This is a genomic window from Thiorhodovibrio litoralis, from assembly GCF_033954455.1.
Classification (GTDB): Bacteria; Pseudomonadota; Gammaproteobacteria; order Chromatiales; family Chromatiaceae; genus Thiorhodovibrio; species Thiorhodovibrio litoralis.
In genome coordinates, this window is the sequence record NZ_CP121473.1 from 4,946,075 (window position 1) to 4,960,741 (window position 14,667).

Consider the following 14,667-nt stretch of genomic DNA (forward strand, 5'->3'; position numbering starts at 1 on the left):
CCAGATCAGATCCTAAAGCGCGCTCCAAGTCGCATCGGGTGGCAGATTCACACTCACCGCGCCGCTCACATCAGCGCCAGCTGAGGCTGATCGGCGGTCGCTTTCGCGGCCGCCGACTGCCCATTCTGGATCAACCCGGTCTGCGACCAACCGGCGACCGCATTCGCGAGACCCTTTTCAACTGGCTGGCGCCCATCATCACCGGCAGCCGCTGTCTGGATGTCTTCGCTGGCAGCGGCGCGTTAGGGTTCGAGGCTCTATCGCGCGGTGCCGGGCAGGTCGTGATGCTCGAGCGCAACGCCAGAGTCGCGCACCAACTCAGCGCCAATGCCCGCCTGCTCTCAGCCGATGGGCTCGACATCCGAGAGGCCGACAGCCTGCGGTGGCTGGCCAGCGCCGAGCCAACCCCTTTTGATATCGTCTTTCTCGACCCACCGTTCGCAGAGCACCTGCTCCCCGCCACCCTGGAGCAGCTCAGCGTTCGTCCTTGGCTGACTTCAACTGCCCGGGTCTATGTTGAAACCGACGCGCGCGAGCCGCTACCCGATCTGCCGTCAGGCTGGGAGTGGTTGCGAGAAAAAACCGCCGGGCAGGTGCGCTTTGGGCTGGCAATTGCGAACACAAAAAGTTAGCCCGCCTGTATGCTTATGGTCAACTTCGTCCTGACGGAGCATGCAAAAAAACGTTGTCGCAGAAGACAGATTTCTCTGGAACTGATTGAGCGGGCAATCACCAATCCAGAGCGCATCGAGATTGACGACTTGGATCCATCTCTCATTCACGCGATCTACTCAGTTCCGGAAAAGGAGTTTCGTTCCCTCCGTGTCATCTACAATGAAGCACAAGAGCCTGTCCGAATTGTGACGGCGTTCTTCGACTCTTAGCGGAGAACTCGATGAAACTTGAATATGACCCTGAGGCTGATGCTGCTTACTTCGAAATCGCCACATCAGATGTTGCGGAAACGAAGGAACTCGAGCCTGGCATTTTCGGTGACTACGACGACGAAGGCCATCTGGTTGGCCTAGAGGTTATCGCAGTCAGCAAACGTGCAAGTTCAGCAACTTTAAAGGAAGTCGCTTAAAACGTTGCCAGGTTTACCGCCTTCCCCCGTAACTATCGCCGGTCCATCCAGTTCTGGATCCTTCAGCCCGCACCCTCGCTTGGGAGGCGCGCGACATCATTAATCCGCCGGCACCTGTGGCTGTGGCGGCGGATGGCCCGGTCGCGCGAACAGAAAACCCTGCAGGTAGTCGACTCCAGCCTCGCGCAGCCACTCCCACTCGGCGCGGGTCTCGATGCCCTCGCCGACAATGGCGATGCCCAATTCCTTTGCCATGGCCACGAGGTTAGAGACAATGGCCTGCTTGGATACCGTGCTGTCGATGCCTGTAATCAGGTCCCGGTCGAGCTTGACGATATCGGGGCGCAGCCGCTCGAGCAGAGTCAGGGAGCCGTAACCGGCGCCGAGATCATCGAGCGCCACACGAAAGCCCGCTGCGCGATACTCGGCCAAAATGCCAACCAGGTCGCGGGTGTCGGCCAGCTCTTCGGTCTCGATCACCTCAAAGACAAAACGCTCGGGCGCCCAGCCTGTCTTGCGCGCCGCGGCGATGGTGGTGCGCAGGCAGAAGGCCGGGTCGTAAATGGAGGTCGGCGTGAAATTGATGAAAATCGGCGTCTCGATGCCCAGGCGCCAGGCGTCTTCGATCGCCTGCAGCCGCGCCGCGCGGTCGAGATGGAACAGCATGTCGGCCGCGCGCGCGGCATCGAACAGCGTGCCGGGAGAGACGATGTTTCCCTCGTCGTCCAGACCTCGCAGCAGACACTCATGCGCATAGGCGCGGTCCGGCTCACGCGCATGCACAATGGGCTGAAAATGCATGGTCATGCGCCCGGCTTCCAGCATTCCGCTCAGCCATTGCCCGCGCACCAAGCCGATCCAATGCGACAGCGGCTCGACCGACGCGAGCAGCCCGACCCCAGGCTGCACGCCATCCGCCGCGAACAGCGCCTTAGTGCGCGCCAGCTCGGTCTGGCTAAGCCAGGCAGCTAATTGCTCCAGCAGCGCGGGCAGCTGCCCGCCGCCGGTTGCAATCCGGATCAGGTCGTCGCTGTTGCTATCATGTTGCCAGCCAGCCGCGGCCAGTGCCGTCAGCAGCTTTGCACGGGAATGTTCGAGCGGTGGCGCAAGCCAAAAAGACCCGGCTTCCGTCGGCAGCAGCGGAATTTGTTCACAACCGCGACATGACATGTGCACACCCCATGAAAACTAAAGAAAAGCGCGGGCGCCGCGCTATCGCTCCGTGGGGTCGCGGCCTGATTGCAGGACGCGAACACCACCCCGGTGCGACAGGATAGCGATTGGAGCAGGAGATTGCATGTGCACGGCTAGATTAAAAACCGCCGCCAGTGCGAAAGCCGCTGCCGCCACCGCCGCTGCGTTGTCGTGCCGGCCGCCGGGAAGAACCCGACCCGCGTGCTCTGCCGGCCGGATTGAACCCGCCACCCCAGTGCGAACTGCGCCCAAAACCGCCTAAGCCCGATCCCGAGCCCGAGTCGCTGCGCGGCGCGCGATAGCGTTGCTGTTCGCGCAGCACCTGCCAAAGTCCTTGGCGGTCAAGCAGGCCGTTGACGAAGCTGGCGAGCATGGTGCGAGTGAGGTCGCCATCCTGAAAACTCGAGCCCGGGCGATCATAGCCCTTTCGGACAACATCGTGACGCACAGCTTCCAGCTCGCCGAGGCGTTGGCGTTGCGGTGCAAGGCCCTGCTGCAGCCCACGCAGCGAGGCCTCGAGCAGACGACGTTGATCTTCGCGTTCGAGCAGACGCGCGACAATCCGGTCATCCTCCGGGAAAGGCGTCGCCAGTGCCTCGCGCCGCAGCGCCATTAAATCATCGTGCGCGAGCTCGGCGGCTAGGTGCGCGATGGCTTGTTTGCTGTGATCGTCCTCTCCGCTGGCAAAGCGCCCGCGCTCCTCAGCGAGCTGGCGCTCCTCGGCCATGGCGGTCTCGATTTTTTCATCGAGCGCGCTCAAGGCATTCTGCTCGCTGTCCAGTTCCGCATCCAGCGCGGTGATGCCATCGGCTTGCCGCGCCCCGTCCTCAAGCTGTTCGAGCGCCTCCAGCGCAGCATCCGCCGCGGTCTGAAGTGCCTCGGCATGCTCGCGCAGGCGCAGGGGGATTTCGCGCAGGCGGGCAAAATTGGCGCGCGCATCCGCGTAACCAATCAGGCGCGCGACCTTGGCGTCCAGCCAGCGGGTCAGCGGGTTGCCCTTTTGCTCCGTGGTGGCATAGCGGCGCTTCCAGAGGTACATAAAGAGCGGATCAGCACGGTAGGAGGTACCCTTGGCTTCTTCCTCCTGGGCACTTTCGTCGGCTTTTTCCGCCGCATGCATGGCGGTGCGCTCGGCCTCGGTAGCACGTTCGCGCGCCTGACGGTAGTCGGGGTCTTCATCAAGCCGCGCTTGGGTGCGCGCCTCAGCGGCATCGACAGCGTCGGCGGCTTGCTCCACACGCTCGGCCTGGATCTCGCCTTCGGCCGCGAGCTGCTCGCGCTGGCGCGCCGCAGCCGTAATCCGTTCCTCAAGCTGGTGCAAGGCCTGTTGCCGTGCCTGTAGCAGATTCAAAACCTGCTGCTCGGCCGCGTCCATATGTCGCTCCAGCTCGCCGCGGCTTAACTGGTCGACACGGGTGGCCGCCAACGCGCGATAGTCCTCGACATCGGCCTGCTGCAGCTCGAGCAGCGAGCGCTGAGCCGCCTCCAGGCGCGTCTCGGTCTCGTTCAGCGCGCGGCGTTGCTCGGCCAGGCTCTGGTCGATGGATGCCAGCATTTGCCGTCCTGGAATCATGTCAGACCTCTACCATTTGGTTATGGCACCGCCGGTTGTCGGCATCCGATACTCTGGCTGCAGCGCCCCGAGCGGCTTGTGACCAAACTCGGCGTTCTGAATGATGCCGTCGTCGCGCTTGTCTTCGGCGATGCGCTCGAAGGTCGGGTGATCGACGCGCAAGCCCCAGGCCGAGACGGTCTGTGTCTTGCCAGTCTCCTCGCTAGTGACCGGCACCTCAAGCGCCCGACCGGCAGGGTCGATCGCCTCGACAACAATGTAATAGTTGCGCGCCTGGGTATTGATGTCGGGCACCCGCCAAACACCGGTGCGCTCGCCGGGACGATTGACGATGCGAAGCTGGTATTCCTGTGCCAGCAAGGCCTGCATGGCGTCCAGCTTGGCCAGCGCCTGACGCGCGCCCTCGCGGTCATCCGCCGCGACCGCGAACCGGCCGGCATCGCGCAGACGCTCGGCTTCCTCTCGCGCAGTCTCGGTGCCGGCTAAGGCGATGGTGTCCGCGTAAGCCGTGGCAATGCGCTCCGGCAGGGCGGCAGCGGGCGCGACCAGGATGAAATAGTAAAGTGCCCAGCCAAGGCAGAGCACGCCCAGTGCGCCGAAGAGCCATGCCCCCCAGCGCCCGCGGCTGACGTAAATCCGCGCGAAGCGCACCGCCCAGCTGTCGGGCGGCGGCCGGTAGACGAAGCGGTCCTCCTTGAGCGCGGCCACGCCCTCGTCGAGGATGTGCTCGGGCACCTCGATGCCCTGCCCCTGATAGATGCGGTGCAGCCGTGCTTTCAGGTCCTGCTCCCGCCCCGCCGTATCGAGCTCGCGCGCGGCCAGCTGCTGACGACGGCGCAAGGTGTCCACCACATCCATCGCCAGCATGACGTCGTCGAGCGGCGCCTTGTCCACGGGCGCACTCGCCGCGCTATCGGCGCCCGCGGCCTTCATGCCGGGCCGACCGCCAGGCCCTTGCCCTGCTCAGCCAAGCGCGCCAGCTTGCGCTTGCCGTCTTCCACGGCGTTACGGATTTCATTGGCATTCGCGGTGCTTTGGACGCGCATCTCCTCGATAATCTCGTGCGAGCGGGTCTGCCAGTCGACCACTGAGTCGACCAGCTTTTTCACCGCATCGGCGCGCACCGTCGGTCCGTAGCCGGCGCGCACCGCCGCCTCCTGCACCTGGCCGCCGATGTCGGCGAGCACTTCGAGCGACTGACTGACGCCTTCCTTCATCGCCTCCACCGTGCGGGTGCCTTCGTGCAGGCCGAACATGCCGGTGAAAGAGGCCGTCAGAGCGGTCAGCACCACCTCGTTGGTGCTGAAAAAGCTCACCGCCTGCGCATAGACCCGCTCCTTGGCAGTGGTGGTCTGCAGCAGCCGCGCCATCACCACCTCGGAGGTGTTGTAGGCGATGGTGAGGTTGTCGGCCAGGTCCTTGGCGATCTGATAGCGCTTCTCCTCACCTTGCAAGGCGCGCACCTTCTCGTCGCGCGCCAGCTCGAGCTTGGCACGCGCGGCCGGGTCCTCGGTCTGGTTTTTCTCAGTCGCAGCTGCTTGAGCATGATCTATCGTGTCCATGGCCGCCTTGACCTCCGCCTTGGCGGCATCGAGCCTGCCCTCGGCGGTCTTGAGCACCTCAAGCGCGAGAATCTCGGACTCCTTCAGCGCTCCGCGAAAATCCTGATAAGCCTCCAGAATCTTGCGCTCGCGCTGGATTTGATCGCTGGTCGCGGCGGTCACATCCAGATAGGTCTGCTTGATCTTGTCGAAGCGGCTCGCAATATCGCCACGGGTGGCTTTCATCCACACATTGCCCAGCCGCTCGAAGGTATCGAGCTTACCGTCTTCGATCTGATCTACCATCGTTTTAGCATCGTCACGGATGCTGTTAAACGCACTGGTAATCTCCTGATAGCGCTCGCCAATCTCCATGGCCTGCACTTGCACGCGCACCACGTCGTTGAACAGCGACGCCTGACTCAGGGTGCGCGCGATCGCCGCTACACGCGCTTCGTCAAGATCGGAAATCTGACCAAGCAGCGCAATGATGGGCGCCCGCTCGTCGCGCTCTTCTGACAGCAGGCCGAGATCCTGCAGCCGGGTCATCGCCCGGTCAAGATATTGCATGGGGGTGGCACTCATGATCCTTCCCTCAAATTACCGGTCAGCTCGCGTCGTGCGGAATGCGAATTTTCTGGCCCGGGTAGATCAGATCCGGGTTCTTGATCACCTCCCGGTTGGCCTCAAAAATCCGCCCATAGGCGTTGGCATCGCCATAAAAACGCTTGGCGATCGCCGAGAGGGTATCGCCGGATTCAATCAGATAAAATTCCACCTTGGGCGCGGATGCGGCATCCGCCGACGCTGGCACCTCAAGCGCGTCCACCTTCACCTCGGCAACGCCCTGGATGTTTCCGGCCATCAACACCGCCTTCTCCATGGCCTCCGGACTGTCCGCCTTGCCCTTCAGCGAGACCACGCCATTGTCATAGCTGACGTCCAGCCCGCTCAGGCCCGGATTGTCCTGCTCGATTTCCTGCTTGATCTTCTCGCTCGCCTCTGCTTCCTTGCCAAAGACCTTCTTACCCACGCTTTTTGCAAAATCGAAAAGTCCCATTGCTCTGTCCTCCGCTGGATTGTGTGGCTGAAAATAGGGTCGGCCACTCCAATTGGAAGCCGGCCGCAGCAGCAGCAGTTTACTGGCATTCCATGACGGGCGTGAGTGCGCAATGGGTCATTGGCGAAATGTCCACCCCCTGCAAGAGTCAACGCCTGTCGCATAGATGAACTAGACTCAGGGGAAAGCTTAAGGTTGCGTTCCACGCCGCCACTCGCCGCGCCGCTCAGAGGCGCCAGCAACCTACCGCCCGCCCGCCACCGCCGGAGGTCACCATGTCCGCACTCGCCATGCTCATCCCCAAGCGCCAGCCCGCCCCGGTCTGGAACTCCAACTTACAGCCCCTGGACCTAGAGCTCGAGCAAGGCGTCGATCTGCCCGTTCTCGGCACCGTCGCCGCCGGCCTGCCCATCGAGGCACTCGAAGACCGCGAAACCATCCGCGTCCCCGCCCACATGACCCGCAAAGCCAGCTATGCCCTGCGCGTGCGCGGCCACTCCATGACCGAAGACCAAATCCAGGATGGCGACATCATCATCGTCGAGCAACGCCAGAGCGCCGAGAACGGCGAAACCGTGGTCGCCCAGATCAACGGCGACCACGTCACCCTCAAGCGCTTCTACATCGAAGCCGACGGCATCCGCCTGCAGCCCGCCCACCCCGACATGCAACCCATCTACCTGCGCCACGAGGAGCTTGAAATCCTGGGTATCGTCACCGGGGTGATGCGGTTGACGCTTTAGACGGATCGCCGCGCTCTGGATCAGCAAGAGTTCACCGAGCAAGCTCCGATCCTGCAGCAGGGTTACCGATCCGACTCCCGCCATATCCTGGTGGAAGCTGAATGCCGGCGCTTCTATCTCGGGCATGGCCGCAACACCGGGGCTGCACCGAAGCGCGGTTGTGGGAGAATAGGATGGTCTTCCTTCCCATCGCTGGAGCTCGATTTTGATGAAACCTGCCTATTTGCTGTCTCTGCTGGTGCTGGCCGTGGTGGTGCTCGCGCTGTTCGATCGGCCGGCCACCCGCCCGTTGCCGCAAACCGCTGCGGTCGATGCGGCGACTGCTCAAGCTGCGGCGCCCAAGCCGGCGCCTGCCGAACCAAGCCCGGATGAGGTACTGCGCAAGAAAGCGCTGTCCGCCGGACTCAAGCCGCTGCCAGAAGGTCCGGGGCCGATCACGGACAATGCGCTGACGCCGGAGCGTGTCACGCTCGGCCGGCAACTGTTCTTCGAGCCACGTCTGTCCGCCAGCGGGCTGATCAGTTGCCACACCTGCCACAACCTGGCGCTCGGTGGGGACGACAATATGCCCACATCGGTGGGGCATGGCTGGCAGCGCGGGCCGCGCAATGCACCAACGGTCTACAACGCGGTCTATAACACCGCCCAGTTTTGGGATGGCCGCGCCGAGGACCTGAAAGCCCAGGCCAAAGGCCCGATTCAAGCTGGCGTGGAAATGGCCAACGTTCCGGAGCAGGCGGTCGCGACCCTACGCAGCATGCCTGAGTACATCGAAAGTTTTAGCGGCGCCTTTCCAGACGCTGCCGAGCCGCTCAGCTTCGACAATCTCGCCAAGGCCATCGAAGCCTACGAGGCCACCCTGGTCACGCCGAATGCGCCCTTCGACCGCTGGTTGCAGGGAGAGGATGACGCGCTCGACCCACAGGCCAAGCAGGGTGTGGCGCGCTTTATCGACAAGGGCTGCACTGCCTGCCACAACGGCGTGAATGTCGGCGGACAGGCGTATTTTCCCTTTGGGCTGATCCGCAAGCCGGACGCGCATATTCGCCCACCGGGAGACAAGGGGCGCTTTGCAGTGACCCACACGCCGAGCGATGAATATGTCTTCCGCGCCGCGCCACTGCGCAACATCGCGCTGACCGCGCCCTACTTCCACTCCGGGCAGGTCTGGTCACTGCAAGAGGCCATCGCCGTGATGGGATCGGCCCAGCTGGGTATCGACCTCACCGACGAAGACATCGCCCCCATCGCCGCCTTCCTGCGCAGCCTGACCGGAGTGCCGCCCAAGGTCGACTATCCCATGCTCCCGGTCGAAACGGCCGAGACTCCCAAGCCGCGGCTCTAACTCATGGCGGTGGACACACCGCAGCAACTACACGGGATGGCGATCTCGGCAGCAATGATGCCGCCGAGATCGTCGAGCTGATTGGCCATACTCACCATGTCCTGTATGCGATGACCCAGGGTTCTACTCACCGAAACAGCAGCTTAACCCTCCCTAGTGGTGCCGCACCATGAACCTTGGCAACCAGGGTATGGCTCAGTAGCGGCCTCCGGTTTTCAGCAGATAGTTGCGCATTTCGGCACTTTCTAAGTTCATGCGCATCAGGTTGCGGTGGGTGATGCGGAAGATTGCGCGCATGAGCTTATGCGCGAGCCGCGGTTCTGGCTCGACGAGGGTGTCGAACGCCTCGGGCTCGAGCGTCAGCACGACTGCGGGCCTGTCAGCGCGCAGGGCCGCGCGCCTGGGTGCACCATCAACAAAGGCGCGCGTGCCGGCGCATTCCCCAGGCCGCATGACATAGACGCTTTCCTCACGCTCGCCAACCAGCTTGCAGACATTCAGGCGACCACTGGCCAGCACGAAAAGAGTTGGTCGCTCCTCGTTTTCCGCGACCAGGGTCTCGCCTGGTTCGAGCATCACTTCGCCCATCAGCGCGGTGAGGCGGCGGGCTTCTTCCTCGGTCAGCTCGGCTCCTAGAACCGATTCGCACAGCACTTGGATTTTTTCATCATCAGTCATGGTGTATTTCCTCGGCAGCGTTGCGGAGATTGCTTGGCAGCTTGCGCGCGCGGACTGTTTCAGCCGGCATTGCTTGTGTCAGCTAGCGAGGCCGGGGTAGTCCGTGTAACCTTCCGCGCCGCCACCGTAGAAAGTTGCCTGATTCGGCTCGTTGTACGGACCATTGCGGCTGATTCGATCCGGCAGGTCCGGATTCGCCAGGAACAGCCGCCCAAAGGACACGCAATCCCCATCGCCGGCGGAGATGGCCGCGCGTGCCCGCTCTGGCGTGTAACCTCCATTCAACATCAGAACCCCATCGAAACGCTTACGGGTGAAATCGCGCATCTGCTCCATGCGTGGCTCGGCGCCGGCCATGACATCGGTATCGGCAATCTCTAGCACGGCAATGCCCAGGCGGTTGAGATGATCGGCGACGGTGCCGAAGGTCTCGGCCGGGTTGGCATCGGCCATGCCGTTCAGGCCAAACAGCGGGGAGAGACGCACGCTGACGCGCCCTGCCGGCACCTCGGCTAGCACCGCGTCCATCACCTCAAACAACAGCCGGCAGCGATTGGTCAAGCTGCCACCATAGCCGTCGGTACGGGTGTTGGTGTTGCTGGCCAGGAACTGATGCAGCAGATAGCCATTGGCGCTATGCACCTGCACGCCGTCAAAGCCGGCCGCCATGGCGTTGCGCGCCGCGCGGGCGTAGTCGTCGATGGTGGATTTGATCTCAGCCGCGGTCATGGCCTGCGGCGGGGAGACCGGTGTCAGACCGCCACGGCCTTCGGCATCGACAGTGAACACTTGGCAACTATCACAGTGGATGGCCGATGGCGCACGCGGCGCCTCGCCCGGATGCAGGGACTCGTGCGACATCCGCCCGCAATGCCACAGCTGCAGCAGCATGCGCCCGCCGGCGGCATGCACGGCATCCGTCACCAGACGCCAGCCGGCGACTTGCTCGTCGGTATAAATCCCGGGCGTCAGTGCATAGCCGGTGGCGATCTGGGAGATATTGGTCGCTTCCGACAGGATCAGTCCCGCACCAGCGCGCTGAGCATAGTAATCGGCATTCAGTTGCCTGGGAACATTGCCCGGCTGCCCGGCACGCGAGCGCGTCAGGGGCGCGAGAACGATGCGATTGGGCAGCTCAAGCGCTCCAGCGTTGAGCGGGGAAAACAACGGGTCATCAAGGTGATTTTTCATTTTTTTGCTCTCTCCTGCCTGCTCTCCAACAGATGGTAAACGGATGGCCGGTCAGATGAGAATCTCTGACGCCAAGTGTCATCATCATATCGCCCATCGGCTGAGGGGCGCGGCAGATTAACAAATCGTCATGGTTCGAGGCTTGCCCAGAGGCGTCTGTCTGCATTAGAAATTGCGCCGCCTGGCGGATGCTGAAGCGCAGCGCTTCGCACGAGGTGCCAACGCGCGCGCCGTCTGCCGATTGAATTCTAAGGAGAGACGCCATGATCGAAGTACGCGACCTGAGCCGCCATTATGGCGCGCTCAAGGCGGTTGACCAGGTGTCGTTTGACATCGGTCGCCGTGAGATCGTCGGCTTGCTCGGCCACAACGGGGCTGGCAAGACGACCATCATGAAGATGCTGACCGGGTTTCTGGAGCCAAGCCGCGGCACCATTCGCATCGCGGGGCTGGATATCGCCGCCACCGCTCGACAGGCGCAACAGGGCTCCCGCATAGCCCCGCGTATTCAAGTGCAGCGCCACATCGGTTATCTGCCTGAGAACTGCCCGCTTTACCCGGACATGACGGTGCTGGATCACCTGGATTATCAGGCAGCCCTGCATGGCATCTCCGGCGCTGCACGCGCCAAAGCGATCCGCCGCGCGGTCGCGCGCACCGCGCTCGAGGCCAAAGCCAGGGCGCAGGTCGCCACCCTATCGCGCGGCTATCGCCAACGCCTGGGCGTGGCGCAGGCGATCCTGCACGAGCCGGATATCCTGATCTTGGATGAGCCGACCAATGGGCTGGACCCATCCCAGATCCACCACATGCGCGCGCTGATCCGCGAGCTGGCCGAGCAGGCGACGGTCATCATCTCCACTCACATCCTGCAGGAGGTCGAAGCCATCTGCGAGCGGGTGCTGATTATGCGCGCCGGGCAGTTGGCGCTGGACAGCAAGCTCGGCGACTTGGCTGGCGCGGCACGGCTGCTGGTGACCCTGGATCAGCCCGAAGGCGCGGCGCGTGAAGCGCTGGCTGCGGTCGACGGAGTGACCGGATTCGCACCGTTGACAGCGACTGATGGGCACTCGAGCGGGCAACACAGCTACGCCCTGGGCACCGCGGATGCCAGCGCGCTGGCGCCACGCATTGCCCGGCTGATCAACGAAAAAGGCTGGTCTTTGTATCGGCTGGAGCCGGAGCGGCATGATCTGGAAGCGCTGTTCAAGGCCGTTTCCAGTCAGGAGGTGACTCATGGCTGAGATCCAGCGCATCGTCCGCAAGGAGCTGTCTTATTACTTTGGCTCCCCGGTGGCCTATCTGTTCATCGGCGCCTTTCTGGCCGCCTGTCTGTTCGTATTCTTTTGGGCCGAGGGCTTTTTCGCCCGCAATATCGCCGACACCCGGCCATTGTTCGACTGGATGCCGGTGCTGCTGATCTTCCTCGCCGCGGCGCTCACCATGCGGCTGTGGAGCGAGGAGCGCCGCGCGGGCACCCTGGAGCTGCTGGCCACCCTGCCGGTGCCGACCTGGCGACTGGTGCTAGGCAAATTTTTGGCGGCATGGGCCTTGGTCGCGGTAGCGCTGGCGCTGACCTGGCCGCTGCCTATCACCGTCGCCATCCTCGGGCCGCTCGACTGGGGGCCGGTGTTCGGCGCCTATCTGGCGACCTTGCTGCTGGCCGCCGCTTATCTGGCAATCGGCATGTTCGTCTCGGCGCGCACCGATAATCCCATCGTCGCGCTGATCGGCACGGCACTGATCTGTGCCGTCTTTTATTTGATCGGCTCCCCGGCGCTGACCGCCCTGGTTGGGCACAGCGGCGGCGAAATCCTGCGGCTGCTCGGCAGCGGCTCGCGCTTTGCCTCCATCACCCGCGGGGTGATCGATCTGCGCGATCTTTACTATTACCTGAGCATTCTCGGCGTCTTTATGGCGCTCACCATCGATAGCCTCGAGCGGTTACGCTGGGCGCCAGACTCCGACCGCCCAGCGGCACATCACCGCTGGAGCCTGATCGTCGGTCTCACGGCCGCCAATCTGCTCGCGGCTAATCTGTGGCTGCAGCAGGCCAACTTTCTGCGCGCCGATCTGACTGCCGGCCATGTCTACACCATCTCCGATGCAACCGAGAATTACCTGAACCAACTCGAGGAGCCGCTGCTGATCCGTGGCTACTTCAGCGCCGAGACCCATCCGTTGCTCGCGCCCCTGGTGCCCCAGCTGCGCGATCTGCTGCGCGAGTATCAGGTCGCCGGCAAAGGCAAGGTGCAGGTGGAGTTTGTCGACCCGGCCGAGTCGCCGGAGCTTGAGCGCGAAGCCGGTGAGCAATATGGCATCCAGCCGGTGGCCTTTCAGACTGCGACCAAGTATCAAGCCTCGGTGGTCAATTCCTATTTCGACATCCTGGTCAAATACGGCGATGAATACACCACGCTCGGCTTCCGCGACCTGATCGATGTGAAGGCGCGCGGCGAGACGGACCTGGACGTGCAACTGCGCAATCCGGAATATGACCTCACCCGCGCCATCAAGAAAGTGCTCTACGGCTACCAGAGCGGCGGCGACCTGTTCGCCGGAGTCCCTGAGGCCAATGGCGAGCCCATCCACCTGCGCGCCTTCGTCTCCGACCCGGCCAGTCTGCCCGTGCCGCTGCCGGAAGTGCGCGCGGATCTGGAGCAGGTCGCTGCCGAGCTGAGCGATCAGGGCGGCGAGCGTTTTGACTTCGAGCTGATCGACCCGGCCAGCGATCCCGCGCTGGCCGACGAAATCGCCGAGCGCTATGGCATCGCGTCCTTGATCCTTGACCTACTCGACCCGACGCCCTTCTATTTCTCCCTGGTGCTGGAGCAGGGCGAAACCGCCGTGCCCGTGCCGCTGCCGGAGGAGCTGGACAAAGCGGGCCTTGAGCGGGCGCTGGAAGCCGGAATCAAGCGCTTTGCCCCCGGCATGCTGCGCACCATCGCGCTCTACACGCCCGAGCCCGCGGGCGGTGGCTTCATGGGCGTGCCAGCCGGCCCCGGTTACCAGCTATTACAGGAGAGCCTGCGCCAGAGCTTCAACCTGCGCCAGACGGATCTCGCCGACGGCCAGGTGCCGACCGACGCTGACCTGCTATTGGTAGTCGGCCCCAAGGACTTCGATGAGAAACAGCGCTTCGCGGTCGATCAGTTCCTGATGCAGGGCGGCACCGTCGTGATGGCCGCCTCGCCCTTCGATGTCGATTTGAGCGGCGGGCAGATCAGCGCGCGCAAGCAGCCCACCGGGCTTGAGGGTTGGCTCGCGGGAATCGGCCTGGAATTGGAGCCCAGCCTGGTGCTGGACGCGCGCAACACGCCCTTCCCGATTCCGGTGCAGCGTGATCTTGGCGGTTTCCAGGTCGAGGAGATTCAGATGCTCGACTATCCCTACTTCCCCGATCTGCGCGGGGACAGCCTGTCGGCCGACAACGGCATCACCGCCAACCTGGGGCAGCTGACCATGAACTGGGCATCGCCGATTCGCATCGGTGCGAGCGCGAGCGCGGAAGCCGAAGCCGACGCCCAAGATCAGCCCATCGCACCCGCTGACCTGAGCAACCGTGTCGCGGTGCTGCTGCAAAGCTCGCCCGATGCCTGGACCAGCGAGTCCACCGAAATCCAGCCGAATTTTGATGCCTACGGCCCGCTGGGCTTCCCAACGGGTGACGACATCGGCCGCAAGACGCTTGCCGTCGCCGTCAACGGTCCGTTCAAGTCCGCCTTTGCCGGTCAAGCCTCACCGCTGCTCGCGGATGGGACGGATGCGAAAGACGCAGCGCAGGCTGACACCGATGCAGTGGATGAGAACAACGCCCCGCTGGGAGACGATGACAGGCTCGACGCCACCGCCGGCGACAGCGAAGAAGACGCCGATATAGCAGCCCCGCCACCGGTCATCTCTGCCGTGGTCGATCACTCCCCGGCCGCCGCGCGCCTGATCCTGATCGGCTCGACCAGCTTCCTGACCGACACCGCCATCAGCCTGGCGTCCGAGGCCACCCAGAGCGGTTATCTCAAGCCGCTCGAGTTAATCGAGAACGCGGTTGAGTGGTCGCTGGAGGATCGCGGTCTGCTCGCACTGCGCGGACGCGGCCAGTTCGGCCGGCTACTCGAGCCGGTTGGACGCGACGGGCGCATGTTCTGGGAATATCTCAACTACTTGCTCGCGCTGGGCGGACTGGTGCTGCTGTATGTCGTGCACCGCATCCTGCGGCGGCGGCACCAACAGGCCCAGGCAGCCATTCTGGAGGGATGAT

At 63.5% G+C, this 14,667-nt stretch carries 15 protein-coding genes; 7 read left to right on the plus strand and 8 right to left on the minus strand.

Annotated features, from left to right (window positions below; translation table 11 throughout):
• The first annotated feature begins 38 nt into the window (after positions 1 to 38).
• The 3 genes from rsmD to Thiosp_RS22470 are packed head-to-tail and all read left to right on the plus strand — an operon-like array spanning position 39 to position 1,084.
• Complete coding sequence (gene rsmD, locus Thiosp_RS22465) at positions 39 to 632, plus strand: 16S rRNA (guanine(966)-N(2))-methyltransferase RsmD (protein ID WP_323696714.1); 594 nt, start codon at positions 39 to 41, stop codon at positions 630 to 632.
• A 15-nt stretch (positions 633 to 647) separates the two neighbouring features.
• Positions 648 to 884, plus strand: a complete 237-nt coding sequence (locus Thiosp_RS24875; RefSeq protein WP_407702804.1) for a DUF4258 domain-containing protein — start codon at positions 648 to 650, stop codon at positions 882 to 884.
• Between the two features lie 11 nt (positions 885 to 895).
• Complete coding sequence (locus tag Thiosp_RS22470) at positions 896 to 1,084, plus strand: DUF2283 domain-containing protein (protein ID WP_201067615.1); 189 nt, start codon at positions 896 to 898, stop codon at positions 1,082 to 1,084.
• A 99-nt stretch (positions 1,085 to 1,183) separates the two neighbouring features.
• On the opposite strand, the gene Thiosp_RS22475 is transcribed toward Thiosp_RS22470, so the two are convergent.
• From Thiosp_RS22475 to lysM, 5 genes are all read right to left on the minus strand, one after another.
• Positions 1,184 to 2,254: an EAL domain-containing protein gene (locus tag Thiosp_RS22475; protein WP_201067616.1), complete on the minus strand. Its 1,071-nt coding sequence runs from the start codon at positions 2,252 to 2,254 to the stop codon at positions 1,184 to 1,186.
• A gap of 142 nt (positions 2,255 to 2,396) precedes the next feature.
• Complete coding sequence (locus Thiosp_RS22480; protein ID WP_201067617.1) at positions 2,397 to 3,851, minus strand: coiled-coil domain-containing protein; 1,455 nt, start codon at positions 3,849 to 3,851, stop codon at positions 2,397 to 2,399.
• A 9-nt stretch (positions 3,852 to 3,860) separates the two neighbouring features.
• A complete protein-coding gene (locus Thiosp_RS22485) occupies positions 3,861 to 4,784 on the minus strand; it encodes a DUF6384 family protein (RefSeq protein WP_201067618.1) in 924 nt (307 codons plus the stop codon).
• Entirely contained in the window at positions 4,781 to 5,977 is a 1,197-nt protein-coding gene (locus tag Thiosp_RS22490; RefSeq protein WP_201067620.1) for a cell surface protein, read from the minus strand. The genes Thiosp_RS22485 and Thiosp_RS22490 overlap by 4 nt, the downstream gene beginning before the upstream one ends.
• Before the next feature lie 22 nt (positions 5,978 to 5,999).
• Positions 6,000 to 6,452, minus strand: coding sequence for a peptidoglycan-binding protein LysM (lysM, locus tag Thiosp_RS22495; RefSeq protein ID WP_201067622.1), 453 nt, complete (start codon positions 6,450 to 6,452; stop codon positions 6,000 to 6,002).
• Between the two features lie 275 nt (positions 6,453 to 6,727).
• On the opposite strand from lysM, the gene lexA reads away from it, so the two are divergent.
• Positions 6,728 to 7,195 carry a transcriptional repressor LexA gene (gene lexA / locus Thiosp_RS22500; protein ID WP_201067624.1) on the plus strand — a complete coding sequence of 156 codons (468 nt, stop codon included), beginning with the start codon at positions 6,728 to 6,730 and terminating at the stop codon, positions 7,193 to 7,195.
• A gap of 208 nt (positions 7,196 to 7,403) precedes the next feature.
• A complete protein-coding gene (locus Thiosp_RS22505; RefSeq protein WP_201067626.1) occupies positions 7,404 to 8,540 on the plus strand; it encodes a cytochrome-c peroxidase in 1,137 nt (378 codons plus the stop codon).
• On the opposite strand, the gene Thiosp_RS22510 is transcribed toward Thiosp_RS22505, so the two are convergent.
• The 3 genes from Thiosp_RS22510 to Thiosp_RS22520 all read right to left on the minus strand — a co-directional run bounded on the left by Thiosp_RS22510 (position 8,537) and on the right by Thiosp_RS22520 (position 10,409).
• Positions 8,537 to 8,671, minus strand: a complete 135-nt coding sequence (locus tag Thiosp_RS22510) for a hypothetical protein (RefSeq protein WP_274607943.1) — start codon at positions 8,669 to 8,671, stop codon at positions 8,537 to 8,539. The two genes, Thiosp_RS22505 and Thiosp_RS22510, sit on opposite strands and share 4 nt — an antisense overlap.
• A gap of 64 nt (positions 8,672 to 8,735) precedes the next feature.
• Positions 8,736 to 9,218: a Crp/Fnr family transcriptional regulator gene (locus Thiosp_RS22515; protein WP_201067628.1), complete on the minus strand. Its 483-nt coding sequence runs from the start codon at positions 9,216 to 9,218 to the stop codon at positions 8,736 to 8,738.
• A gap of 78 nt (positions 9,219 to 9,296) precedes the next feature.
• Positions 9,297 to 10,409 (minus strand): alkene reductase, encoded by a 1,113-nt coding sequence (locus Thiosp_RS22520; RefSeq protein WP_201067629.1) that lies wholly within the window; start codon positions 10,407 to 10,409, stop codon positions 9,297 to 9,299.
• A gap of 263 nt (positions 10,410 to 10,672) precedes the next feature.
• Between Thiosp_RS22520 and Thiosp_RS22525 the strand changes: the two genes are divergently transcribed.
• Entirely contained in the window at positions 10,673 to 11,653 is a 981-nt protein-coding gene (locus tag Thiosp_RS22525; protein WP_201067631.1) for an ABC transporter ATP-binding protein, read from the plus strand.
• On the plus strand, positions 11,646 to 14,666 hold the full coding sequence (locus Thiosp_RS22530; RefSeq protein WP_201067634.1) for a Gldg family protein: 3,021 nt from the start codon (positions 11,646 to 11,648) through the stop codon (positions 14,664 to 14,666). The genes Thiosp_RS22525 and Thiosp_RS22530 overlap by 8 nt, the downstream gene beginning before the upstream one ends.
• Position 14,667 lies beyond the last annotated feature (1 nt).